This window comes from Desulfobacterales bacterium (assembly GCA_028704555.1).
Classification (GTDB): Bacteria; Desulfobacterota; Desulfobacteria; order Desulfobacterales; family JAQWFD01; genus JAQWFD01.
Genome location: JAQWFD010000005.1, coordinates 14,170 through 39,154 on the forward strand (window position 1 = coordinate 14,170; position 24,985 = coordinate 39,154).

The 24,985-nt window shown below is 52.6% G+C and carries 19 protein-coding genes; 11 read left to right on the forward strand and 8 right to left on the reverse strand.

From position 1 onward, the window contains the following. Window positions 1-172: 172 nt before the first annotated feature. Entirely contained in the window at window positions 173-685 is a 513-nt protein-coding gene (locus PHQ97_03230; GenBank protein MDD4391747.1) for a MarR family transcriptional regulator, read from the reverse strand. Window positions 686-1,119: 434 nt separating this feature from the next. On the opposite strand from PHQ97_03230, the gene PHQ97_03235 reads away from it, so the two are divergent. The 3 genes from PHQ97_03235 (at window position 1,120) to PHQ97_03245 (ending at window position 4,084) form a co-directional block, all read left to right on the forward strand. Continuing rightward, complete coding sequence (locus PHQ97_03235; protein MDD4391748.1) at window positions 1,120-2,313, forward strand: glycine betaine/L-proline ABC transporter ATP-binding protein; 1,194 nt, start codon at window positions 1,120-1,122, stop codon at window positions 2,311-2,313. Further along, window positions 2,310-3,158 carry a proline/glycine betaine ABC transporter permease gene (locus tag PHQ97_03240; GenBank protein MDD4391749.1) on the forward strand — a complete coding sequence of 283 codons (849 nt, stop codon included), beginning with the start codon at window positions 2,310-2,312 and terminating at the stop codon, window positions 3,156-3,158. The genes PHQ97_03235 and PHQ97_03240 overlap by 4 nt, the downstream gene beginning before the upstream one ends. A 68-nt stretch (window positions 3,159-3,226) precedes the next feature. Continuing rightward, window positions 3,227-4,084: a glycine betaine ABC transporter substrate-binding protein gene (locus PHQ97_03245; protein MDD4391750.1), complete on the forward strand. Its 858-nt coding sequence runs from the start codon at window positions 3,227-3,229 to the stop codon at window positions 4,082-4,084. A 61-nt stretch (window positions 4,085-4,145) separates the two neighbouring features. Here the strand turns inward: PHQ97_03245 and PHQ97_03250 are convergent, their stop codons facing one another. From PHQ97_03250 to modA, 4 genes are all read right to left on the reverse strand, one after another. Continuing rightward, window positions 4,146-4,994 (reverse strand): ribonuclease H-like domain-containing protein, encoded by an 849-nt coding sequence (locus PHQ97_03250; GenBank protein ID MDD4391751.1) that lies wholly within the window; start codon window positions 4,992-4,994, stop codon window positions 4,146-4,148. A 99-nt stretch (window positions 4,995-5,093) separates the two neighbouring features. Then, complete coding sequence (gene modC, locus PHQ97_03255) at window positions 5,094-6,227, reverse strand: molybdenum ABC transporter ATP-binding protein (protein MDD4391752.1); 1,134 nt, start codon at window positions 6,225-6,227, stop codon at window positions 5,094-5,096. Continuing rightward, the gene (gene modB, locus PHQ97_03260) at window positions 6,228-6,926 is read right to left on the reverse strand and encodes a molybdate ABC transporter permease subunit (protein MDD4391753.1); all 699 of its coding nucleotides are present in this window, start codon (window positions 6,924-6,926) and stop codon (window positions 6,228-6,230) included. Continuing rightward, window positions 6,926-7,756 (reverse strand): molybdate ABC transporter substrate-binding protein, encoded by an 831-nt coding sequence (modA, locus tag PHQ97_03265; GenBank protein ID MDD4391754.1) that lies wholly within the window; start codon window positions 7,754-7,756, stop codon window positions 6,926-6,928. The genes modB and modA overlap by 1 nt, the downstream gene beginning before the upstream one ends. A 312-nt stretch (window positions 7,757-8,068) precedes the next feature. Between modA and PHQ97_03270 the strand changes: the two genes are divergently transcribed. The 6 genes from PHQ97_03270 (at window position 8,069) to recC (ending at window position 16,760) form a co-directional block, all read left to right on the forward strand. Then, window positions 8,069-9,214, forward strand: coding sequence for a substrate-binding domain-containing protein (locus tag PHQ97_03270; GenBank protein MDD4391755.1), 1,146 nt, complete (start codon window positions 8,069-8,071; stop codon window positions 9,212-9,214). A 349-nt stretch (window positions 9,215-9,563) separates the two neighbouring features. Further along, on the forward strand, window positions 9,564-10,439 hold the full coding sequence (locus tag PHQ97_03275) for a class I SAM-dependent methyltransferase (GenBank protein MDD4391756.1): 876 nt from the start codon (window positions 9,564-9,566) through the stop codon (window positions 10,437-10,439). After that, window positions 10,439-11,473, forward strand: coding sequence for an ABC transporter substrate-binding protein (locus PHQ97_03280; protein ID MDD4391757.1), 1,035 nt, complete (start codon window positions 10,439-10,441; stop codon window positions 11,471-11,473). Before PHQ97_03275 ends, PHQ97_03280 begins: the two co-directional genes overlap by 1 nt. Before the next feature lie 8 nt (window positions 11,474-11,481). Beyond that, a complete protein-coding gene (locus tag PHQ97_03285) occupies window positions 11,482-12,477 on the forward strand; it encodes an iron ABC transporter permease (protein MDD4391758.1) in 996 nt (331 codons plus the stop codon). A gap of 5 nt (window positions 12,478-12,482) precedes the next feature. After that, entirely contained in the window at window positions 12,483-13,313 is an 831-nt protein-coding gene (locus tag PHQ97_03290; protein MDD4391759.1) for an ABC transporter ATP-binding protein, read from the forward strand. Window positions 13,314-13,511: 198 nt separating this feature from the next. Next, complete coding sequence (gene recC / locus PHQ97_03295) at window positions 13,512-16,760, forward strand: exodeoxyribonuclease V subunit gamma (GenBank protein ID MDD4391760.1); 3,249 nt, start codon at window positions 13,512-13,514, stop codon at window positions 16,758-16,760. A gap of 8 nt (window positions 16,761-16,768) precedes the next feature. Here recC and PHQ97_03300 read toward each other — a convergent pair whose 3' ends face one another. Further along, window positions 16,769-17,077 carry a hypothetical protein gene (locus PHQ97_03300; protein ID MDD4391761.1) on the reverse strand — a complete coding sequence of 103 codons (309 nt, stop codon included), beginning with the start codon at window positions 17,075-17,077 and terminating at the stop codon, window positions 16,769-16,771. Window positions 17,078-17,293: 216 nt separating this feature from the next. Here PHQ97_03300 and recB point away from each other — a divergent pair, with 216 nt between their 5' ends. Beyond that, window positions 17,294-20,995, forward strand: coding sequence for an exodeoxyribonuclease V subunit beta (recB, locus tag PHQ97_03305; GenBank protein ID MDD4391762.1), 3,702 nt, complete (start codon window positions 17,294-17,296; stop codon window positions 20,993-20,995). 170 nt (window positions 20,996-21,165) lie between these two features. After that, complete coding sequence (recD, locus tag PHQ97_03310; GenBank protein MDD4391763.1) at window positions 21,166-23,082, forward strand: exodeoxyribonuclease V subunit alpha; 1,917 nt, start codon at window positions 21,166-21,168, stop codon at window positions 23,080-23,082. Here the strand turns inward: recD and pgi are convergent. Together pgi and PHQ97_03320 are read right to left on the reverse strand one after the other, a co-directional pair. Beyond that, window positions 23,046-24,671 (reverse strand): glucose-6-phosphate isomerase, encoded by a 1,626-nt coding sequence (pgi, locus tag PHQ97_03315; GenBank protein MDD4391764.1) that lies wholly within the window; start codon window positions 24,669-24,671, stop codon window positions 23,046-23,048. The two genes, recD and pgi, sit on opposite strands and share 37 nt — an antisense overlap. 93 nt (window positions 24,672-24,764) lie before the next feature. Next, window positions 24,765-24,977 (reverse strand): hypothetical protein, encoded by a 213-nt coding sequence (locus PHQ97_03320; GenBank protein MDD4391765.1) that lies wholly within the window; start codon window positions 24,975-24,977, stop codon window positions 24,765-24,767. Between the last annotated feature and the right edge of the window lie 8 nt (window positions 24,978-24,985).

Genomic DNA, 24,985 nt, shown 5'->3' on the forward strand with positions numbered 1-24,985 from the left:
TCCGGGAAAAATCCCTCAGTGCCCCGGGCCTGTCCCCTGGGGCGGGCTTGATCATAACTGCGGCCACCACTCCGTCCCGCCCATTGCCGGTTTCTCCAGCACGATCCGGGGAAAAGATTTTACGGATTTTATCTCCGACCTCTGACTTTTGATCTCTGGCTAATCTGTCCCTTCACGCCTTCTCGTCATGCAGAGGCCCTGCCGCCAGTATGGCGGAGGCCTCGATTTTTTTTGCGGACATCATATCGACCAGCCGTCGCAGTGAACTCAGGATCATTAATTGTTCCCATTCTTCTATTTCTGAAAATTGTTCCATGAATGTTTCCTGAAGGGGCGGAGGGGCTTTATCAAGTAATTGCCGGCAGTTTTCAGTCAGTTGGATCTCTACCCGTCTTTTATCGAAAGGGCTTCTTTTTTTGGTGATGAGCTCTTTTTTTATCAAGCGTGACAATATGTCCGTAACTGTCCCCTGGCTCAGACTGATTGATTTGCCTAACTCGGTAACGGACATTTGGTCGTGATTTGATATCTCCTGGAGAATGACCAGCTGGGGGCCGGTCAACCCATATTCACGGCTCAGTTTTTTGGAGTGGAGATCAATGGCCTGAATGATTTTCCGGAGCGAAATAAGCACTTCTTTGCACAACTGCGGCGATTTGTTATTGTGTGTTTCTGATTGATTCATAATGTGTGCCTTTATGGTTGAAAAATAAATAACATGGCGAAATCCTGTCCCACCGCCCATCGTGCATTTTGTGTATCCTGAATTTTTCGAAAATATCCTGTTCAGATATTTTTTTCAAGTTTGATTCCACTGACAGTCCCAGGTGGTGGAGGTAACCGGTTTGATCGAGTCTGATATTAAGCCTGCCCAATATAAAATAGTTTGTAAAATGGAACAAATATATTGAACACGATGAAACCATATATACATGGGTTATAATGTATATTTAACCAAAGATGCTTGGATTATAAAGCGGTAAAAATAATAAAGCCATTGTTTTTAGCGCTAAAGACATGTATAAATATTGGATACAATGCAATTTGTCCAATCGCATGGATCGGAGCTCGGAGCTCGGATAACCAATAACTGGTAACAGCTAATCAATAGAAAGTCATATGGGAAACAAAATCAGAATCAGTAATTTGATAAAAATCTTTGGCAAGCATCCGGAGAAGGCATTGAAAATGCTTGATGCCGGGATGTCAAAGGATGAAATTTTTAAAAAGACAAAACAGAGTGTCGGGGTCGCCGATGTCAGCTTTGATGTGGCAGAGGGAGAAATCCTGGTTATTATGGGGCTTTCGGGAAGTGGTAAATCGACCCTCGTCAGATGTATCAACCGGCTGATAGAGCCCACCCGGGGGAAGGTTTACGTGGATGGTCAGGATATTACCACATTGACGCCCCTGGAGCTTCGGATGGTACGGCAGCAGAAATTCGGAATGGTATTTCAGAATTTTGCGCTGTTTCCTCACCGCACAGTGCTGCAGAATACGGGGTACGGGCTCGAGGTAAAGGGCATGGAAAAATCCATACGGCATAAAAAAGCAATGGAATCCCTTGAACTGGTGGGTCTTGCCGGCTGGGAAAATTCTTATCCCAGCCAACTCAGCGGTGGAATGCAGCAGCGGGTGGGGCTGGCAAGGGCGCTGGCCCTGGATCCGGATATTTTATTGATGGATGAGGCCTTCAGCGCATTGGATCCGCTGATCCGGAAAAATATGCAGGATGAACTGCTGGATCTTCAGGAACGGGTGCAAAAGACCATCGTGTTTATCAGTCATGATCTGGACGAAGCACTGAAGCTCGGAGACCGGATCATATTGATGAAGGACGGGCAGATCGTGCAGGCAGGCACGCCAGAGGATATTCTCACAAATCCGGCAACCGACTATGTGGCCCGGTTTGTGGCAGACGTCGATATCTCAAAAGTCCTGACCGCCGAATCCATAATGAAAAAGAGTAAGGCGGTTGGGAATTTGAAAAATGACGGGCCCCGAACAGCGCTGAGAAAAATGGAGCAGGCCGATATTTCAAGTCTGTTCATTGTTAAAAAAGACAACACGCTCAGGGGAATCATATCTGCCGAAGATGCAGCCATTGCATTGAAAGCGAACAACCATGATCTTGAAAAGATTCTGAGAAGCGATATCACGACGGTACCACCCGATACGCCGGCTTCCGATCTGGTCGATATTATGAAAGATCTGCCATATCCCCTGGCGGTTGTTTCTGACGGCAACAAGCTCATCGGGGTGATTGTGCGAGGGACACTGCTGGCAGCACTGGCAAATGGAGGCCGCTCATGATGGGAGCTTTCATACCTGGCATACCGGTTGGAGAGGCTGTTGAATCGCTTATTGATTTTCTGGTTGATCATTTTTCGGGTATGACGAAGGTGATTTCGGATATTACCGAAAGTGGGATTGACCTGCTGATCGATGTGATGGGGTTTATACCTCCATGGCTGTTTATTGTACTTTTGTCTTTAGCGGCATGGGGTGTGACCAAACGAAAAGGGGTTGCCATATTCTGCTTTCTGGGCTTTTTTCTGATTGACAATATGGGCTTGTGGCAGACCATGATCAGTACGCTTGCGCTGGTTTGCATCGCAACGCTGGCAACGATTGCGATGGGAATTCCGTTAGGTATTCTGGCTGCTTTGAATCATGTGGTTTACAAAATACTCATGCCGGTTCTTGATTTTATGCAGACCATGCCGGCCTTTGTTTATCTGATTCCGGCGATACCGTTTTTTGGATTGGGCAAAGTGGCGGCTATTTTTTCAACGGTGATTTTTGCGGTGCCTCCGGCGATCCGATTAACCTGCCTCGGCATAAAACAGGTGCCTGATGACCTAATTGAGGCGGCAGATTCATTTGGTTCTAATCGGTGGCAGAAACTGTTTAAACTCCAGATACCCATGGCGACGCCCACCATCATGGCCGGAGTAAATCAGACGATCATGCTGGCGCTTTCGATGGTTGTCATTGCCTCTATGATTGGCGCCAAAGGCCTTGGCGGCGAAGTCTGGAAAGCCATCCAGAGACTACAGCCGGGAAAGGGGTTTGAAGCGGGGCTCAGTATCGTGATTCTCGCCATAGTCCTGGATCGGATTATGCAGCAGCTGGGCAGACGAAAAATATTAGACTGATATGAATGACATTCATTATAACGTGCGAATATTATGGTTCCGGCCCGGCCGGACCAGGAGGTAAGTAAATGAAAGCAAAACAAACGATTACATGGGTACTGGCCATTGTGATGTGTGTCATGATGGCGGGTCTGGCTTCAGCAGCAGACAAAAAACAAAAGGTTGAGATCGCCTATGTGGAATGGGCATGTGCTACCGCAAGCTCGAATGTGGTAAAGGCGGTGATTCAGGAAAAACTCGGATATGAATGCGAACTCACATCGGTATCTGCCGCGGCCATGTTTCAGGCGCTTGCAACCGGTGATATCGATGCCATGACAACTGCATGGCTTCCGGTAACGCACAAGGATTATCTTGCAAAAATAAAAGATAAGGTGGTGGATCTGGGGCCGAATTTACATGGCGCCAGACTGGGCCTGGTGGTTCCGGCCTATGTTACCATCGATTCGATTGATCAGCTCAATGCGCATGCGAAAGAATTTGACGGCAAAATAACCGGAATCGACCCGGGCGCCGGAATGATGAAAACAACGGAAACCGTACTTGCCGAATATAAGCTTGATAAATTTGAGCTCATGGAAGGCTCCGGTGCCATGATGACCGCTGTTCTGGGTAACGCGATCAAGAAAAAAAAATGGGTTGTGGTGACCGGATGGGCGCCACACTGGAAATTTGGCCGATGGGACCTTAAAATTTTAGATGATCCTAAAGGGTTATACGGAAGTGAAGAAACCATCAATACCCTCGTGCGCAAAGGCCTGGATACGGACATGCCGGATGTTTATAAATTTCTGGATAACTTTTACTGGACCACCGCTGATATCGGACAGGTCATGGTCTGGAATCAGGATGGGATGGATGAGTACGAATCCGCAAAAAAATGGGTAACGGAAAATCCGGACAAAGTCAATGCCTGGCTTAAATAATCCAGGTGTCAGTTTGTGAAGGCATAATAAAACGCGGTGGTCATTCACCGCGTTTTTTTTATCAATAAAATATATCGGAGCAGGCGCTTTGTTTGATTTTTCCCACGGTTTTGGCATCCGCTCGAAAGGGTATCTCCGGTGCTTCGGGCAGGGGAATGCGGTCGGATTCTGAAAACGGCGTATTTCCCAGCTTCATATTAAACGCCATGACCATCAATGTTTCCAGATTGATGACATCTTCAATGTTATAGGCTATCAGCGTCTCAAGCGCTTTTCGGTTATGGTTCCTTCGGTAGTCCTCCCACAGCAGCGGGGCAAAACGTCCATCGATTCCCTTTAACTCGCCCCGGTCAATGCCCAGATCAATTTCGCAGTTTTTCAGCCCGCCCCTGTATCCCAGACTGCCCAGAATATATCTCAGATCGATATGGGCATGGGGCATGTGAATGCCGAAAAACTCCTCGATGAACGGAATGTCAAAACATTTTCCGTTATAAGTGACAATGACCTTATACCGTCGGATGTCAGAGACGAACCGGTCCAGATTCTCCCCGTTTACATACCAGCAGATGGACTGGCCGTCATAAAGCGCGATGGTGGTAATCTGTCCGCCGTATCGATCCAGACCGTCGGTTTCAATGTCCAGGTATGCGGTCTGATGCCTGAAGTCCGGGAAAAATCTCCAGAGCAGGTGTGCGGGCAGCCGTTGCTCAAAGTACGAGGGGTTTTCTGCTTCCAGATGCCGGATCGATTCGCGGATAGCGTTTGTGATGATATCCTGCTTTCGGGCCGGCAGCTTGATCGTGTCAAGTGCTTCCAGGCAGTTCCAGCCGGTCACACCCGATGCCCACAGGCGGTTTTCGCTTTTTTCGCCGATACCGGGTATGTGATGAAACGTGTGGGTTAACATGAAAGCCTTTTCTGATCGGTTGATATTTTTTTGATTCGGGTGTTTCGGCCCCAGAAGGGATCTAAAAAACATATGGTTATATACGAATCATGGGTTCTGTCAATCTGAATATGGCCTGCGGGTGAGGTGATTTTTATAACCCGTTGATTCGGGCGATATCCCCAGAGAAACCGAAACGCTCTTGATTAGGGCATAAACAGGCAGATCGGGTTTCAGACATAGGTGCTGGCAGGATTGACGGGTGATTCGAGCACAGATCGTACTGCCGATATCCATGCGCACGTTAATGAATGAAGCGCCATCATCGAAAATCTCTCGAATTTTACCGGGAAAGATATTTTGAAAACTTGTCTGACAGGGCGATTCCAGGGCAATAGCCACGTGGCTGGCCGGGATGCCTACCCTTACCATGGCGCCCCGGGGCGCCTGGAAGTGACGCACCCTGAGGATTCCACCGCCAAAACGAAGGTGGGTGAGGCCAAAATTGTCACGTGGAACGTCAACGACCGTCGGAATCACATTGACGTTTTGAGCCTGCCCTAAATGGGATTGAAAGTCCGTACGGGACAAGAGTTTTTCAATACAATCGGAAGCCAGCACACGCCCGGCGTCCATCAGCACCATGTGATCCGCCAGATTAAGAATTTCATCCATGGCGTGGCTGACATAAAGAACAGGGATGGAGAACTTGCGGGCCAACCGAATGATAAACGGCAGTACCTCGGCCTTTCGCGCCGCATCCAGTGAGGCCAAGGGCTCATCCATCAGCAGCAAGGTGGGGCTGGTCAGCAAGGCGCGGCCAATCGCCACCCGCTGCTTTTCGCCGCCGGAAAGTCTGGCCGGGCGACGATCCAGCAGGTGACTGATCCCGAGAAGATCCACTACCGGATCAAATTTGACGAAACGCTGGTCCGGCCGAACAAGGCGCATCCCGTACGTCAGGTTGGAACGAACTGAAAGATGGGGCAGCAACCGGCCATCCTGAAAAACGTATCCGATCCGACGCCGTTCAGGGGGCAGATTGATGTGTTTTGCCGAATCCAAAAGGCAGCAGCCATTGATCGTGATCTGACCGCTATCCGGCCGCAGCAACCCTGCCACCATGTTGACCACAGAGGTCTTGCCGGCACCGGAAGGGCCAAACAGGGCGGTGATACCCGATCCTGCGCCCTTGAATGCGGCATCGATGACAAAGTTGCCCTGTTTGCGTTTAACGTTAATTTCCAGGAGCATTCATCCTTTCATTCGGGCGGCAAACCGTCGAGCCAGCGTTTCCGAACATATCAAGGCGCCCATGGCCACGATAACCGATAAAATACACAGCCGCAACGCCCCTGCCTCGCCATCCGGAACCTGGGTAAGGGTGTAAAGGGCCAGCGGCAGCGTCTGGGTCTCCCCCCGGATGTTGGATACAAACGTGATCGTGGCACCAAATTCCCCCAGGCTGCGGGCGAACGCGAGAATCGTACCGGTTATGGTTCCCGGCACCATCAGCGGCAGCGTAACCGTAAAAAAAACTCGTAACGGACCCGCCCCCAGCGTGCGCGCTGCGGCTTCCAGCCCTTGATCCACACTTTCCAGGGATAAGCGCACCGAACGTACCAGCAAGGGGAAAGACACCACTGCAGCGGCAAAGACAGCCCCTTTCCAGTTAAACGCAAGGACTATCCCCATATATTTGTACAGAGCCGCCCCGACAAGGCCATTTCGCCCCATAAGCAGAAGCAGCAGATAACCGGTCACTACGGGCGGCAGCACCAGCGGCAGGTGTACCAGACCATCCAGAAGGTTCTTGCCCGGAAAACGCATGCGGGCCAATATCCAGGCTACCAGAATTCCAAACGGCAGACTGGCGGCCACGGCCCATCCGGATATCACAAGACTCAGTCGTAAGGCATCTATTTCCAGGGGCGTCAGGCGAAATAAATCCATCAGCGTATACTGCTGAACCCGTATTTTTCAAAAACCGCCATGGCTTCAGGGGTCTTCAGAAAATTTAAAAACCGCTCGGCTGCCGGTGTTAACCGTTCGGACATTACGGCTACCGGATACACAATGGGGGGATGACTCTCCTCGGGAAACACCCCGATCACGCGCACTTTTTTAGAAATGGCGGCATCAGTGGCATATACCAGCCCCACAGGCGCTTCCCCGCGCTCCACCAATGTCAGCGCTGCCCGCACATCCTTCATGGGGGCCAGATGATCTTTTACACTCTCCCATATCGCCAGGGACTGTAAGGCTTTTTTCCCGTATATACCGGCGGGTACATGCTCGGGATCGCCAAGAGACAGGCGCCCGCCGTCCAGCATGGCAGCCAGGGGAAAATCAGGCCCCAGTGTTACCGGTTCCAAACGGCTGTCATCCGGGACAATGAGCACGATGCGGTTGCTCAGCAGATCAAACCGGCTGCCTTGCGCCAATAAATTTTTTTCTTCAAGAAAATCCATCCACTTTTTATTCGCTGAGATATAAACATCCACCGGTGCTCCGTTGGCAATCTGTTTGGCCAGGGTGGAAGACGAGGCAAATGACGTTTTGATGTGGCCCGGATTACGGACGGCAAATTTTTCTCCGACTTCGGTAACGGCATTCGTGGTGGAAGCGGCCGCAAATACCACCAATTCCGTTTCTGATGCACTGGCGACAGGAGAAAACGGGAAGATCCCGGCTCCCATCCAGACCATCATCATGACTGACAATCCGTATAGCTTCCAGCTTGTTGATTTTGTTCGCGCCTCTTTCCGAATTTGCTTGGCCATGTCCAATCTCCGTTTTTTAATTATTATTTTCGTTGGTCGTTTCGTTTTATACGGAAACATCCCCAACCCTCAAGCATCTCCCCGCCTATGAAGGGGCCATATAACCCTCCGGCCGGCGGTGACCGGAAAAGGCTATTGATTTTAACGCCGCTTCAATCTATTCTATGGCTGATATCTGTCTTAAAACAGAACACTACGTTTAGAACATGATTAATAGCGATAGCCCAAATGACGTTTTTAAACATTTATTGACTTGAGTAAGTTACATGCAGTATGGATTTTGTCAATATTTTTTTAGACTGACATTGCTTCATGTCAGTTAAAACCGTTGAGGTACCCATGACAAAGCAGGATAACCCCATCAAATCGTATGTAAAGCGATACCGTCTGGCCAAAGGCTGGTCTCAGGAAGAGCTGGCGGAAAAAATCGACGTCCGGCGTCAGGCGGTTTACGATATTGAATCCGGGCGCTATCTGCCCAATACGGCTATCGCGCTTCGATTAGCCCGCGTTTTCGGCTGTCGCGTCGAAGATCTGTTTGTTCAGGAGGAGCAGCCGGATATCGAGCCTGTCCACGTGGTCAACGGCGAGCAAAAACCGGCAACCCGTTTGATCCTGGGCCGTGTACGCGATCGATTGATCGGCTTTCCCCTGCAGGGCGCCGAATCCATGCCATTTGGCTTTTCTCCGGCTGACGGCTTGTTGAGTAAAGATGGAAAAAATACGCAGATCCTCTCGACTCCGGATCGCTTGAATAAAACCATTATTCTGATGGGCTGTGATCCCGCCCTCGGGATTCTGGGCTATCACATTTCCAGCAAAGCACCCGATGTGCGCGTATACTGTCGATTCGCTTCCAGCCATCATGCAATCGACAGCCTGGCGAACGGTTTGGCTCACGTGGCTGGAACCCACCTGCATAACACGGGAACGACAGAATCCAATGTAACCCTGGCCGCTCAAAAGCTGGCCGGAATCCGGAGCCTTGTCATCGGCTTTTCCCTTCTTGAGGAAGGCCTTATGGTGGCCAGAGCCAACCCCCTGGGAATTCGTACCGTTGCCGACCTGGCCCAGCCCATGGTGCGCTTCGTCAATCGGGAACCAGGGGCTGCCCTGCGCATTCTGCTGGATGATCACCTGCAGCGCGCCGGGATACCCGGTTCAGCCATCAACGGCTATCAGAATGAAGTCACTTCGCACCGTGAAGGCGCCTATCGTATCGCCTGTAATGTAGCGGATGCCGCTCTGGGCCTGAGGGCGCTTGCGGATGTCTATAATCTGGATTTTGTACCTGTTACGGCCGCTCGCTGTGATCTGGTCATACCGGCCGATATGAGTAACCATCCCACGGTCAAAATTCTTCTGGACGTGCTCCAGTCTGCCGCATTGCGCAGGGAAATTGACGCAATTCCGGGCTACGATGGCGCAGTGACCGGTAAGACCATTGCCGGATTATAACACTGCTGCCGCGCACCTGATTTGGACAGCGTATCGGTATTGCTTCCTTCCTCCTTTTCAACCGCCTGTTAAAATATTCTTATTTTTATAACCCTGTTTTCCTGCCCAATCCGGCTGAGGGATAGAAATATCACTTACATCCGACACCTTACGCAAATAATAAGCTTAAAAATTACATATTGACATTTATAAACGGCACATGTTAGGAGGCCTTCAATATCACTTATAAATTACAAAACAGTATTTGAACGCATGGACCCTGTTTCCAGGAACGATTATAGAATTTGGGTTACGGCGGAAAAGGGAAAAAACTTGTGAGGGCGATAATAATGGCATGGAGTCTCACATCATGGAAACCGATATTCAACGAATCGATTGGAATGCCGCCTGGCAGACCGCGCAGCGAAAAAGCCGTTTAAACTGTCAACCCCGGGGAGCCGCGTTCTGGAACAAGCGTGCCCGCGATTTTTCAGATAACCGGGAGCATAAAAGCGATTATCCGTATCAATTGATCCGGATACTGAATCCTGAACCCGAGTGGAGCGTTCTGGATGTAGGCTGCGGGTCCGGTACGATAGCCATTCCGTTAGCCAGTCAAGTGGCTTCCATAACCGCCATGGATTTTTCAGAACGCATGCTTTCCATACTCAAAGAAGAATACACGCAGAAAAAAATTACGAATATCAGACCGCTTCAGGCGGCCTGGGAAGATGACTGGGAAAGTCTGGGAATCGAGGTTCATGATGTGATCATCGCATCTCGTTCCTTGAACGTAGAAGATTTAAAGCGCGCCATCATCAAACTGAATCGGTTTGCCAGACGACGCATTTATGTTTCCACCGTGGTAGGCGACGGCCCCTTTGATCGACGCATTTTCAAGGCGGTCGGCCGCGGTTACCAATCAGGCCCCGATTATATCTGTCTTCTGAACCTTCTGTATCAGATGGGTATCTATGCCAACCTTTCGTTTACATTCCATCCGGTTAACCGGACCTACGCGAATCATGAAGATGCACTCAAGAAAAGCCAGTGGATGCTCAGCAATATGACATCTTTTGAGGAAGAGCGGCTCAGGGATTTTCTTCAAAATCATCTGACCCGGCAAAACGGCCGCTGGGTTCTGCCGGGCACACCGGCCGTTCGATGGGCTGTTATCTGGTGGGATGTCCCGGATGGGGGCCGCGTCAAAAAAATGGAAAAAAGCCGGGTGGCCGAGGAAACCTGATGTTGAAAAACCGCCTTTGCTATTTTGTTGTGCTCATCATCATGACCGTGTGCGGTCCCTATGCTGCGGCCAGGGACATAATCGACATGACCGGACGGCGGCTGACCGTTCCGGATGAAATCCGAAAGGTGTACGGTACTTCGCCACCATCCACCTACATGGTGTATGCGGTTGATCCCGGACGGGTGGCAGGACTCAATTTTCCATTAAATCAATCGGAGCAGCAATTCCTGGACCAACGTTTGCGGAAACTGCCGTTGATCGGCGGCTGGTTCGGTCAGGGGCGGGTACCCAATCTGGAAACCTTATTGCAGGTCCATCCCGATATTATACTCGATTGTATGTGGCAGAAGTCTGCTGCCAATGAGATGGTCGAACGGGTGGTCAAACCGTTTCAAATTCCGGTGGTGCATGTTCCCCTGGACGCTCTGGCCGATTACCCGGACGTTTTCTGCTTCCTTGGCCAGCTGCTGAACCAACAGGAGCGGGGACAAATGCTCAGCCGATATGCCCAAAAAACCCTTGATGAGATTGTCCGGGTGCGCGCCGCCATTCCGGAGGACAGCCGGGTTACGGTCTATTATGCTGAAGGCGCCGACGGCCTGAGCACCGAATGCCACACCTCGCTTCATGCTCAGCTGATTTCCTTAAGCGGCGGTAAAAACGTACACCGCTGCAGCGATGAGGGCAATTATGGCATGCAGAAGGTATCCATGGAACAGGTTTTGAAATACAACCCTCAGGTTATCATATCTCATGAGGCGCTGTTTTTCAGCCGGCTCGCCGCGAATCCCAAATGGAAAAATATCCGCGCCGTCCGGGATGGCCGCGTTTACAGAATTCCGAAAGAACCGTTCAACTGGTTTGACCGTCCCCCGTCATTCATGCGGCTGTTAGGGGTCAAATGGCTCATGCATACACTCTATCCTTCGGTCTATCCGCTCAATCTCATGGCTGAAACGCAGTCCTTTTACAAGCTCTTTTTAAATATCTGCCTTGATGATGCGGCAACCCGGGCGCTTTTACAGCCATGAAACCATCAATGATGATTTCCGTCCTGTTTGTCGTGTTATGCCTGACAGCCCTGATATCGTTGTCGCTTGGACGTTATCCGGTCAGTGTCGGCGACATCCTCCGGGTTATGGGGCTGATGGTATCGGATCAACCGGTCACGGACGAGCATCAATACCTTATCCTGAAAAATATCCTGATTGACATCCGGCTGCCGCGCATCACGGCCGCCATCCTGATCGGTGCGGCGCTTTCGGTTTCCGGTGCGGTCTTTCAGTCCATGTTTATGAACCCTCTGGTTTCTCCGGGACTGCTGGGCGTCCTGGCCGGCGCCTCCTTTGGCGCCTCGGTGGGCATGATCGTCGCCAGGAGCTGGTTTGTGGTTCAACTGGGGGCATTTTCCTTCGGCTTGATCGCCGTGCTTGCTGCCCTGGCAATCTCTTCGATCAGTCGCAGGGATCAGCTTCTGATGTTAATATTAGGCGGCATCATCAGCGGTGCGTTGTTTACTTCCTTACTTTCAGTGGTTAAATACATGGCTGACCCCTACGAACAGTTACCAGCCATAATCTACTGGCTCATGGGCGGACTTTCCGCCATTGACAGCGTGACGGTTCTGGCTGTGTGCGGGCCTGTTTTGATCGGTATTCTGAGCCTGCTGCTGCTTTCCGGTTATCTGAACGTATTGAGCATGGGCGATGAAGAAGCCCGTTCACTAGGGGTCAATGTTCGTTTTCTGCGTCTTTTGTTCATTTTCCTGGCCACCATTATCAGTTCGCTGACGGTGGTTATGGGCGGGGTCATTGGCTGGGTAGGGCTGTTGATTCCGCACATCGCCCGAATGCTCGTTGGCCCGGATAACCGCATCCTGCTGCCGGCATCCGCATTGATTGGTGCCGCCTATCTGCTGATTGCAGATGATATCGCACGGCTGCTGTTCAGTATAGAGATCCCCATCGGAATTTTAACCTCTTTGGTAGGCATCCCCTTTTTCGCCCTTGTCGTTCGTAACGCCAGAAAAGGATGAAACTGATGACCTTGATTTCAGTCGATCATGTCACATACGGTTATTCCAGAAAACCCGTGCTCAAAGATATTTCGCTCACTTTTAAACGGGGTGAAATTGTCTCACTTCTGGGACCCAACGGCAGCGGCAAAACGACCTTTCTCAAAATACTGCTGGGATTATACCGCCCTCAGGAAGGCCGGGTGTTGTTTGAAGGCCGGTCGGTCTCCGAAATTCCGCCTAAACAGATAGCCAGACGGATTGCCTATGTGCCTCAATCTCATCGTCTTGCATTTGGTTACCGCGTGATGGACGTTGTCCTCATGGGAAGAATCCCTCATAAGCCGTTTTTCTTCCAATATAGCAATGACGACCAGAAGGCAGCGCTTGACGCCCTGGAACGGCTTTCTATCGACCACCTTAAAGATCGGCCCTACACCGAGGTCAGCGGCGGTGAACGCCAAATGACGCTGATTGCCCGCGCTATCGTCCAGGGCGCTGATATTTTTATCATGGATGAACCGGTCAATGGCCTGGATTATGGCAACCAGATCCGTCTGCTGTATCGCATCACGGATCTGGCGCGTCATGGGTATACTTTTATCAAAACCACCCATTTTCCCGACCATGCCCTTTGGTTTTCAGACCGTGTCGTCATGTTGAAGGCCGGAAAGGTGATTGCGGATGGAGACGCTTTACAGATGATCAATCGAATCAATTTGTATAACCTGTATAACACCCATATCAAAGTAATTGAGTTGGATGATGGCGCTCATATCTGTATTCCAGATGGGTTGAGAGGGCAGGATAACCATTGTGCCCCAAATGACAGTTTTAAAATGCATGAACTTGTTTAAAGTGCATACACCTGGCGCCTGTCAGAAATGACGGGGGATGGCTTCAGTGTGTTCGTTCAAGGGCTGAGGCCTGCCGGCTTGACAGTGTCTGGTCAATCGTAAGGGTATCCCTTCTGTTTGCTTGACGGGCCGGGATAAAGAGGGTAATCCATAAGTGAATCCAATATCAGGGTAACCCTCAAACAAGGTAAATTACTTATGCCCGGCATGAGCATCTATACCAGCAACCGGCTGGAAATTCTCGGAGAAGCGCTTGCCCGCGTTATCCGCATCCCCCCGGGTTCCGCGTTTACACCGGAAGTCATTGTGGTTCAAAGCAAGGGGATGCAGCGGTGGATATCGCTTGAGCTTGCCCGTCATACGGGAATCTGCGCCAACTGCCAGTTTCCGTTTCCCAATCGGTTCCTGCAGGATATCAGCGCAAGCCTGCTGGGGGAATCGCCGCAAATGGATCTGTTTACGCCGGAGATCATGGCGTTCCGGATCATGAAGATTCTGCCGGCCTGTCTGTCACTGCCGGGTTTTGAAAGCCTGGGGCGCTATCTGGCGGATGATCCGGACGGGCTGAAACTGTTTCAGCTGTCCGGGAAAATTGCCGGTCTGTTTGATCAGTATCAGGTATTTCGGCCGGAGATGATATTCCAATGGGAAAAAGGGCTGGAAGAGCCGCTGCCGGATCACCAATGGCAGGCGCATCTGTGGCGGGAGCTGAGCCTGAACCTCGGGGGAAATGCGGCCGGCCATCGCGCATCTCTTCAGAAACATCTGATGGAAACGATCCACCGGTTTTCGGGCGATGTCAGTCTGCTTCCCGAACGGCTCGCCATTTTTGGCATATCCAGTCTGCCGCCGTTTTATTTCCGTGCATTTGCCGCGCTGTCACACCTGATTGAGGTAAACCTGTTTCTGATGAATCCCTGTCGGGAGTACTGGGCCGATATCTTGTCGGAACGTGAAATCCGGAAGACGAAAAAACGCTATGGCAGTGAATTTTCAGAGCAGGATCTGTTTCTGGAAAAAGGAAATCCGCTGCTGGCCTCCATGGGAATGCTGGGGAGAGACTTTTTCCGGCTCATCAGTGAAACCGATTTTGAACTGGTTGAGCTGTTTGATGATCCACCGTCTGTTAACCTGCTCTCGGGCATCCAGTCGGATATCGTGAACCTGACCGGACCGCCGGCCGAACCGGTTTCATGCCCGGCAACGAATCAGACTGATCCATCCGTTCAGATCCATTCCTGCCACAGCCCCATGCGGGAGATCGAGGTGCTGCACAACCAGCTTCTGGATATGTTCGAACAGGACCCGGTGCTTCTTCCCAAAGACATTGTCGTCATGACTCCGGATATCCAGACCTATGCGCCCTTTATCCAGGCCGTGTTCGATGCCCAGACCGAGCCGGCTCACCGGATTCCATTCAGCATTGCCGATCAGAGCATGAGATCCGAAAGCCGTATCATCGAGGCCTTTTTTGCCATACTGGATCTGAAGGGCAGCCGTTTCAGCGCGACCGACCTGATGGGCCTTCTGGAATCACCGCACATCCGCGACCGGTTCGACATATCCGAGTCCGATATGCCGACGGTTGAACGATGGGTTCGGGAAACCGGCATCCGGTGGGGCATCGATCAGCACACCCGGGAGAGTCTGGGGCTGCCCGGTATTGAAGAAAATACGTGGAAAGCCGGTCTGGACAGGATGCTGCTGGGCTATGCCATGCCGGGTCAGGGCCGGCGGATGTTTGGCGGTCTGCTGGCCTATGATCCGGTTGAAGGAAATGATGCCGCGCTGCTGGGCAGGCTGATCCGGTTTGTAAATACGGTCGTTGAACGGGTGACCGCGTTCGGCAGGGCCAGAACGCCGGCGCAATGGCAGCAATGCCTGGACGATCTGCTGGGCCGGTTTTTTCCGGCCGATGATGACGCCATGCGGCAGATTCAGACGATCCGTTCTGTCATTCATGACATGGGAAGCATTGCCGGTCAAGCCGGATTCGACCGGGAGGTCAAATTTGAGGTGATTCGCGCCTATCTCGGGCATCAGCTTGAGCGTGACGGATTCGGATCGGGCTTTATCTCCGGGGGCGTCACGTTCTGCGCCATGCTGCCGATGAGAAGTATCCCGTTTGATGTCATATGCCTGGTTGGAATGAACATTGATGCGTTTCCGCGGGACAGCCGGCCCCCGGCGTTTGATCTGATGGCCAGCCGGCCTCAACCCGGAGACCGGTCAAGGCGGAATGACGACCGCTACCTTTTTCTCGAGGCCGTGATGTCAGCCAGAAAAGTGCTGTATATCAGCTATGTCGGGCAGAGCATCCAGGATAATTCAACGATCCCCCCCTGCGTGCCGGTCAGCGAACTGCTGGATTACATTCGGGACAGTTACGGCATTTTGCAGGAAAAAATCGTGACGCGCCACAGACTTCAGGCGTTTTCCCCCTGGTATTTCACAGACGGATCAGCGCTGTTCAGCTACTCGGAAGAAGATCTTGCCGCCGGCGCCAGTCTTGCCGGAGCTCCCGAGGACAGGGAAGAGAGGGCGTTTATTGAAGGCGCCCTGCCGCCGGCTCCGGATGAATACCGATGCATGGATCCGGCTCATCTGGCCCGCTTTTATGCCAATCCGGCGCGACTTCTGCTCAAAAACCGCCTGGGTATTTTTCTGGAAGAACCCGAAACCGTACTGGATGAACGGGAGTATTTTTCCACGGAGGGGCTGAACCGGTATCAGATTCATCAGGATTTGTATGCATACCGCCAGTCAGCCCCGGATCTGAAGGCGTTTTTCCCGCTGGAAAAGGCCTCCGGCCGGTTGCCTCATGCTGCGGTGGGCGAGGTGGCCTACAGCCAAATGAGTCTGGATACCGACCGGTTCGCAGCTACCGTTAACCGGTATACACACGGAAAAATTCCGCGGGCCGTTGAAATCGATCTTAAAATCGACGGGTTTCACCTGTGCGGAAAAATCGACGGTCTCTATGAACAGCGTCTGGTTTGTGTTCGTTTTGCCCGTAAAAAGGTGCGCGATTACCTGAGCGCCTGGATTGCGCATCTGGCGCTCTGCAGCAGCCCGCAAAACGCGTTTTCCGGCACCTGCCTGGTATGCAGCGACGGGAGGGTCGAATACAGCCCGGTAAAAGACGCGACGGATATCCTCGCCAGACTGCTTCACCTGTATTGGACCGGATTGACCCGACCCCTTCATTTTTTCCCGGAGGCATCGTTTCACTATGCCCTTCAGATGCATCATGGCAAATCGAGTGAAGAGGCGCTGGCCGGTGCGAGAAGTAAATGGCTGGGGTCAGATGCCTGGCCGGGTGAATTTTCCAACCCGTATACCGCGCTGTGCTTTTGCAGCGCTGATCCGCTGGATGAGGAATTCATGGCGTTTTCCGAAGCGGTGTTTACGCCCATGCTTGAGCATTGGCGGGAGGTAAAGGCCTGATTTGTGATCTATCTCCTGAATTTTTTAAAGCCCCGGATGACCCATGCAAAGCCCCATGCCGCGGCTACCGGACAGAGGCCCAGATACAGAAACGGAAACAGGGGCCCCTCCCATGGCCTGAGCCAGGCGGCGCATCCGACCGGCCAGATAACGGATATGACAATGGCCAGCCGCATGTGACCCGACAGATTCACAGCCGGGAAAATACGAACGGACCGCATGACTCTGTCCGGCCGTCCGGAGGTGGGCATTCTCGGTATGATAAACAGAATTAAAATGATGACGGCTATCAGAAGGATTTCCTGGATTCCGGACAAGAGGCTCCCCCACAGCTGAGTGCTTGGCTGTTCGTGTTATGTGTTTAACCTGTGCGCCTTGATATCCGCGCGGTCAAAGATCCGTTCGGGACTAATACGGACAGTGCCTGTTTTATTTTGATATTTAACGTTGAAGTTCTTTCTGTTAGCACATTTGCAGGCAGTTGGCAAACAGATGATCCTTATATCTTACAATCCGGAAAGAGGGTAAATTGAATGGAACAGTTTGACCTGATTCACAGCCGCCTGAGCGGTGTCAACCTGATTGAGGCCAGCGCCGGTACCGGAAAAACGTATACGATCGCAGGTCTCTTTCTGCGTCTGGTCATCGAGCAGGGTTTTTCCGTGGATCAGATTCTCGTGGTCACCTTTACCCGGGCAGCCACCGATGAGCTGAAAGGCAGAATCCGCAGCCGGCTCATCGAAGCAAAGGAAGCGTTCCTGAGGGGCGGCAGCCGGGACGGTTTGATCGGAGCCCTGGCGGATGGCTGCCATGATCCTTCGGTCGGCCTTGAACGGATACACGATGCGCTGGTTGATTTTGACCGGGCGCAGATTTTTACCATCCACGGATTTTGCCAGAGACTGCTTCAGGAACATGCGTTTGAAACCGCCGGCCTTTTTGATACGGAGCTGGTCACCGACCAGAGCCGGTTGCTGCAGACCGTTGCGGACGATTACTGGCGAAAGAGCATGTATACGGCTCCGGTTGAATTCGTCAGTTTCTGTATGGGGCAGAGCGGCAGCGGTCCCGGCGTTTTTCTGTCGCTGCTCGGCCGGTTGAAGAGCCCGTCTGTCCGGATCATTCCCGGGATGAACGTCCCGTCATCTGAAGGATTCGGGTTCGAGCATCTGGACGAATTCCGGAACCTGATCCGCAGGCTTCGGAGCCGGTGGCGGGTGTCGCGCGATGAGGTAGCGGAGCTGTTAAAGAGCCCCTCTCTGAACGGCACGGTCTACGGGGGGGTAACACCGAAAAAGGGAACGACCGATCCTCCGAAACGCCTGGCGACCGTGGCGGCGATGCTCGAGGACATGGACCGGTTTGCAGATGACAAGCATATCGGGTTTCCCCTGTTTGACAAGTTTGAACGGTTTACGGCAGACAAACTTCAGAGCAGTGTTAAAAAGGGCCAGCCGACACCTGATCATGATTTGTTTTGCCTTTGTGACGAAATCTGGAAAAAAGCGGATCTGTTGACGGCTGAAATGCGTGAAGCCCTGCTGATGGCAAAGCGCCGGTTTATTGATTTTGCCTGGAAGGAACTGGCCCGTCAAAAGAGGCAAAGCAATATCGTATTTTTTGATGACCTGTTGACCCTTGTGAAACAGGCCCTGATTGCCGGCGGAAGCTCCCGGCTCATTTCCGCCGTCCGGGACAGGTATGCGGTGGCCCTGGTCGATGAGTTCCAGGATACCGACCCGGTTCAATATGATATTTTCAATACCTTTTTTTCTGCGGAAAACAGCACCCTGTTTATGATCGGTGATCCCAAGCAGGCCATCTACAGCTTTCGGGGAGCGGACATTTTTTCCTATATGGATGCGGCGGATCATGCCGGAAAGCAGTATACGCTCAGGGAAAACTGGCGCTCTCACCCGCGTCTGATCCAGGCGGTCAACACGGTATTCTCCGGCACCCGGCATCCGTTTGTATTCAGTCAAATCGGTTTTGATCCGGCCATATCCGGCAAGCCGGAAGCATTTGAAACGGATCAATTGGCACCGGATGCGTCCGGGGCGCCGCTGACCCTGTGGTATCTGTCATCAGAACTGTACGCGAAAGAGGGCAAGCCCGTAAACAAAACCGATGCCGAACCCGTTATCGCCCGGGCCGTTGCCGATGAAATCTGCCGGCTGATTCATCAGCCGGGGACAGCCCGTGTCCGTGCCGGTGATATTGCGGTGCTGGTCCGGACCAATCGGCAGGCAGCCATGATCCGGGACTGCGTGGCGGAACAGAACATCCCCTCGGTTGTCACCGGTACGGAAAATGTGTTTGATTCCCATGAAGCTGACGAGATGCAGCGGATACTGCTGAGCCTTTCGGAGCCGGCCGACCTTGACCGGCTCCGGGCGGCCCTGGCTGCCGATATGCTGGGAATCAGCGGAAACCGGATCGATGCCGTTCAGGACGATTTTTTGTGGTGGGAACAGAAAGTGGCGGATTTCAGGGCCTACCGGAATCTGTGGGCCGGGCATGGATTTATCCGGATGTTTCGTCTGTTCATGGCCCGTGAAAATGTAAAAAGCAGACTCCTCGGATTTATCGATGGTGAACGCCGCCTTACCAATGTGCTTCATCTGTCGGAAATTTTACATCAGCAGAGCGTTGAACGTCATCTGGGCATAAAGGGGCTGCTGAAGTGGCTCGCCGTGCAGAAAGATCCGTCCGCTGCCCGCACGGATGCCTTTCAGCTGCGGCTGGAGCGTGACGAATTTGCCGTAAAAATTGTTACCATCCATAAAAGCAAAGGGCTTGAATATCCGGTGGTGTTCTGTCCCTTTTCCTGGCATGGATCAGAGGTCACCGGAAGCGACATCCTGTTTCACGATATGGATGAGAGCCGTCAGCTGACCTGCGATCTGGGATCTGAGGATCAGGAGATCCACCGAAAAGCAGCCCAAAACGAGCTGCTGGCTGAAAACCTGAGGCTGCTCTATGTGGCCCTGACCCGTGCCAGAACCCGGTGCTATCTGGTCTGGGGGCGGATCAACAAGGCCCAGACATCGGCACTGGCCTACCTGTTTCATGCGGACGAGAAAATCGATCCTGACAATATACCCGGCGCCATGAAAACGCTGTTTTCTTCCAAAACCGATATGGATCTGATGGTCGACCTGAAGCGCCTGGCGGCAGCCTCGGACGGAAGCATTGACATCCAGCCGCTGCCCCAGACCGCCTGCGAAGCTCATGGGCGCATTCAAACGGTCGAAGACAGGCTGTTCTGCCGCAAATTTGCCGGTCATATTGACACCAGCTGGAAAATATCGAGTTTTTCCGCTCTGGTTTCCGGCATGTTTTCCGGCAGACCGGCGCTTGAAATCGAGCTGCCGGACCGGGACGATAGCCCGGTTGTATCCGGCAGCCTGGATTCGGATTCCGGACGGATAACGGATCTGACGGATATTTTCTCATTTCCCAAAGGCGCGCGTGCCGGGTTGTTTTTTCATGATATTTTTGAGCATCTTGATTTTGCCGCCGAAAATCCGGATAAAATGACCGATCTGGTCACCTGCAAGCTTCGTGAATACGGGTTTGAATCGATATGGGCCGATACGGTCTGCCGGATGGTGGAACAGGTGCTTTCGGTGCCGCTGGCAGCCGGCCGCAACGATTTTGTCCTCTCAGCGGTCCGGAATGCGGACAGACTCAACGAGATGGAGTTTTACTTTCCCATTCTTCCGGTATCTCCCCGGGGGCTCAGCCAGATCTTTGCCCGTTACGGAAAAGATCCGGCTGGTGATGCGTTTGCCGGCCAGATTGGGAAACTGACGTTCTCACCGGCCCGGGGATTTATGAAAGGCTTTATGGATATGGTGTTCCGCTTCGACGGACGCTTTTATCTGCTGGACTGGAAATCCAATGTGCTGGGCACGGATATCGCCGATTACGACACGCCCCGGCTTTCCATTGCCATGAGCTCACACGGCTATATTCTTCAGTACTGCCTGTATACACTTGCCCTGCATCAGTATTTTCAGAATCGGATCCCCGGATTCCGGTATGAATCGGATTTCGGCGGCGTATTCTATGTGTTTATCCGGGGGGTGGACAGCCGCAAGGGGCCTGATTTCGGAATCTATCACGAGGTTCCGCCGGCCGGACTGATCGAGGACCTGGGAAAGGCGATGATCCCGGGGTTTCGGATGGAATCCATCCCTATCCCGGCAAAGAAAAACCAAGCATCTCCGTAAAGTACCAGCCGCACAAAAGTCACAAAAATCTTTTTACGATTCTTACGTCTTTTTACGACTTTTGTGACTCTTTGCGGCTATTAAGATAGAAAAATAATTTTTTTGTTTTTTTGACAGAGTCTGAGGAATAAGGCACTGCCAGCTAATCCATAATTAAATTAAAGTGAAATATGAACGATAAGCGGATAACATACCTGTATCAAAAAGGATATTTGTCGGATATCAATGTGGCCTTTGCGGAGTTTATCCTGCGGCTGTCCGGTTCGGATAATCAGGATAATCAGGATGATTCGGATGTGGCGCTGGCGGCCGCACTGTGCAGCCGGGCAACCCAGCAGGCCGATGTGTGCCTGGATCTGGGATCGATTGCAGGAAAAGTGTTAAGTGATTCATCCGGTGACGCATCGTCTGCCAAATGTCCTGCGCTTTTTCCCTGGCGGGAAAAATTGATGCAGCTTCCGGTGGTGGGTGCGCCCGGAGACTTCCGGCCATTGATTCTGGATGCAGCAGGCCGGCTTTATCTTTACCGCTATTGGGAGTATGAGCATATTCTGGCGGATCTGATTCGGAAAAGAGTCGGGCAGGCCATCGGATCCGTGGATGAAGCCCGGTTAACAGACGGTATCAGACGGCTGTTTCCCGAAGATCCATCCGAGGGGACCCACTGGCAGCGGGTCGCGGCCGTGGTGTCCGCGCTGAAGCGTTTTTGCGTGATTTCCGGGGGGCCGGGTACCGGAAAGACCACAACGGTCGCCAGGATCATGGCGCTTCTCTTGGAGCAGCCTGCTGACCGCAGGCTCAGGATCATGCTGTGTGCCCCGACCGGCAAGGCGGCTTCACGGCTCAGTGAATCCATTCGATCGGTCAAGGCCGCTCTGGACTGCAGCAGCGCTGTCAAAGACGGTATTCCGGATGAAGCCGGTACCATTCACCGGATGCTCAAAACGATCCCCGGCTCTCCCTATTTCCGGCATCATGCAGAAAATCCGCTTCCCGCCGATGTGGTGGTGGTGGATGAGGCGTCCATGGTGGATCTTGCCCTGATGTCCAAGCTGATCCAGGCGGTTTCCCCGGACGCTCGGCTGATCCTGCTCGGCGATAAGGATCAGCTTGCTTCGGTCGAGGCCGGTTCCGTGCTCGGGGATATCTGCGGCGGGCCTCGTGCGGGCGGTTTTTCAGACCGGTTTTCCGACAGGGTTGCCAAAATCTGTGGGGAGAGACTCAGCGGTTCCTGCTCCGGGAATACATCCGGAACCGGTCTGCAGGACTGTATTGTGGAGTTGATGAAAAACTACCGGTTTTCTGATGCTGCGGGCATCGGTGCGCTGAGTGCGGGGGTTAAAAACGGGCGGGCGGATCAAGTTGCCGGCCTGCTCCATGCGGGTGGGGATTCTCATGTCAGCCGGAAAATCGTCCGGTCTGAAATTGATCTGGACCGGGCACTGTCATCAGCCGTTATGGAAAATTACGCCGCCTTTCTGACCAGTCCGGAGCCCGGCGATGCCCTTGACCGGTTTGCCGAATTCAGAATACTGTGCGCGCTGAAGGTCGGCCCCTACGGGGTAACGGCGGTTAACCGGCTCATCGAGAACATCCTGCGGCGAAACAACCTGATTCCAGCCGATCATGACCCTGAAAATCCCTGGTACCCGGGCCGGCCCGTGATGATTACCGCCAACGATTACAGCCTGGATCTGTTTAACGGTGATATCGGCATTACCCTGGCGGCCCCGGATTCATCCGCAAATGAGTTGTATGTCTATTTCGCAGGTGAAGGCGGGCGTCTCAGACGGTTTCTGCCATACAGACTCCCCGAGCATGTGACGGCGTTTGCCATGACCGTGCATAAAAGCCAGGGATCCGAGTTTGGCCGCATCGCCGTGATACTGCCGGACAGGGAAAGTCCCGTGTTGACCCGGGAACTGATCTATACGGCGGTTACCCGCGCAAGGGACCATGTGTCCGTATGGGGAACCGACCGGGTCCTGGCCTCAGCCATCGGTCGAACCATCCGGCGTGCGTCCGGGCTCAGCAGGGCGCTGTGGGAAACTCAGCCCCTTGCCCCTTTAAACAGCATCTCCAGATAAAAACGGCTGATCGAATCTGTTCCTTCAAATGCGTGACGGGTATCCGTGTTCCGGGCAGCCATCTGATCCCTGATACCGGATGCCAGAATTTTTCCCAGCTCCACTCCGAACTGGTCAAACGGATTGATTCCCCAGACAAAGGCCTCATAAATGGTTCTGGCTTCATAGAAGGAAAGCAGCCGGCCGATATTTTCCGGTGAAAGGTCGGTGAGGATCAGGGTGGACGACGGACGGTTACCGGAAAATCGTCTGGCCGGATCGGGATCATCTTTTCCGGCTGCCAGCGCCAGCGGCTGGGAGATCAGATTGGCCCACAGCTCCTGATGATTGGTAACCCCTTTTGTCGTGCATGGGTACTGGTTGTAATCCGGATGAATGACACCGATAAAATCAATGGGAAACGCACGGCCCTGATGCGCCAGCTGGAAAAAGGAATGCTGGGCATTGGTGCCCGGTTCTCCGAAAATAATGACCCCGGTGGAGATGTCCAGCGGGCGGCCCTGCGCTGTGACGGATTTGCCGTTGCTTTCCATGTACAGCTGCTGGATGTGCGGCGCCAGTTTGCTCAACGGTTCGGCATAGGGGATGATTGCCTGGGCCGGGTACCCGAGAAAATTGTTGTTCCAGACCGAGATCAACGCGGCAATGAGCGGAAGATTTTCTCCGGCCGGCGCCTCGGTTGCATGAATGTCCATCTCTTCTGCGCCTTTGAGAAACCGCTCAAAACACTCGTATCCCAGATAAAGGCTGAGCGGCACGCCGCCCACCGCAGAGGTGACACTGTATCTGCCGCCGATAAAATCAAACATGTAAAATGTTTCGAGTACCGGATTTTCAGGATCATCTCCCGGGCTTCCCTTGCTGGTGACCGTCACTACATGGCGTGACGGGTCCAGGCCCTTGGACCTCATGAACGCATAGGCCTGATTCGTGTTGGCCGTTGTTTCCGGTGTGGTATAGCTTTTTGAAATGACGATCCACAAGGTGGATTCCGGGTCAATTTCTGACACTACCTGCCCGAAATTATGGATGTCAACATTTGAAAGAAAGTGAAGTGACAGGCCTTCGGCCGCACGGGATTTCAGCGCACGGGCCACAAATTCAGTGCCAAGATATGACCCCCCGATGCCGATGACAACCAGATGCCGGAAGGGCTTTCCGGCAGCGCCTTTAATCCGGCCGGAATGAACCGCATCTGCAAAATTTTTTATTTTTTCTCTTTCGGCTTGAATGTCACCCATTACATCCGGGCCGTCTGCCAGAGGCGGTCCGGTTGAAAAGCGGCGGCATGCCATATGAAGCGCGGCCCGGTTCTCGGTCAGATTGACTTTTTCGCCGGTGGCCATGGCGGTAAACCGCTGTTTGAGTTCCCGCGCTTCGGCAAGCGCCAGCAAAAGTCCCATCGTGGTTTCATTCACCCGCTGGCGGGAGTAATCCAAAAAAACTCCGGAACCTTCGGCTGAAAAAGTTTCAAGCCGGTGCTCCTGTTGAATCAGATGCCGCAAATGATTTTCAGGCCGATCAATTACCTCCGCATGCGCGCAAAGACGTGTCCAGACTTGCAATTGTGACGGGTATTTTGACATCATGGTGTTCTCCGGATTTTTCCGATCAGTCATGACGGCGTCGTAAAAAGCCTCTGTGCGTTGCGCTTCACCCCGGGTTCACTGCTGACCGGATGTCTACCCCTCATTGTTTAAGGCATAGTCGTCAGCCGATGAATAATTTTTTGTACTGGATACGCATCCGACCAGTCGGGTCCGGATTTGATCCAGTATGACACACTCATCGGAACAGGCCGGAAAATTTCCACGGTTTGCACATCCTTTGCAGGGACTTTTGACAAGGTAGCCGATATCGAAATCGAATCTGTGAGTAAAATTTTTATTGTCCATATGGGTTC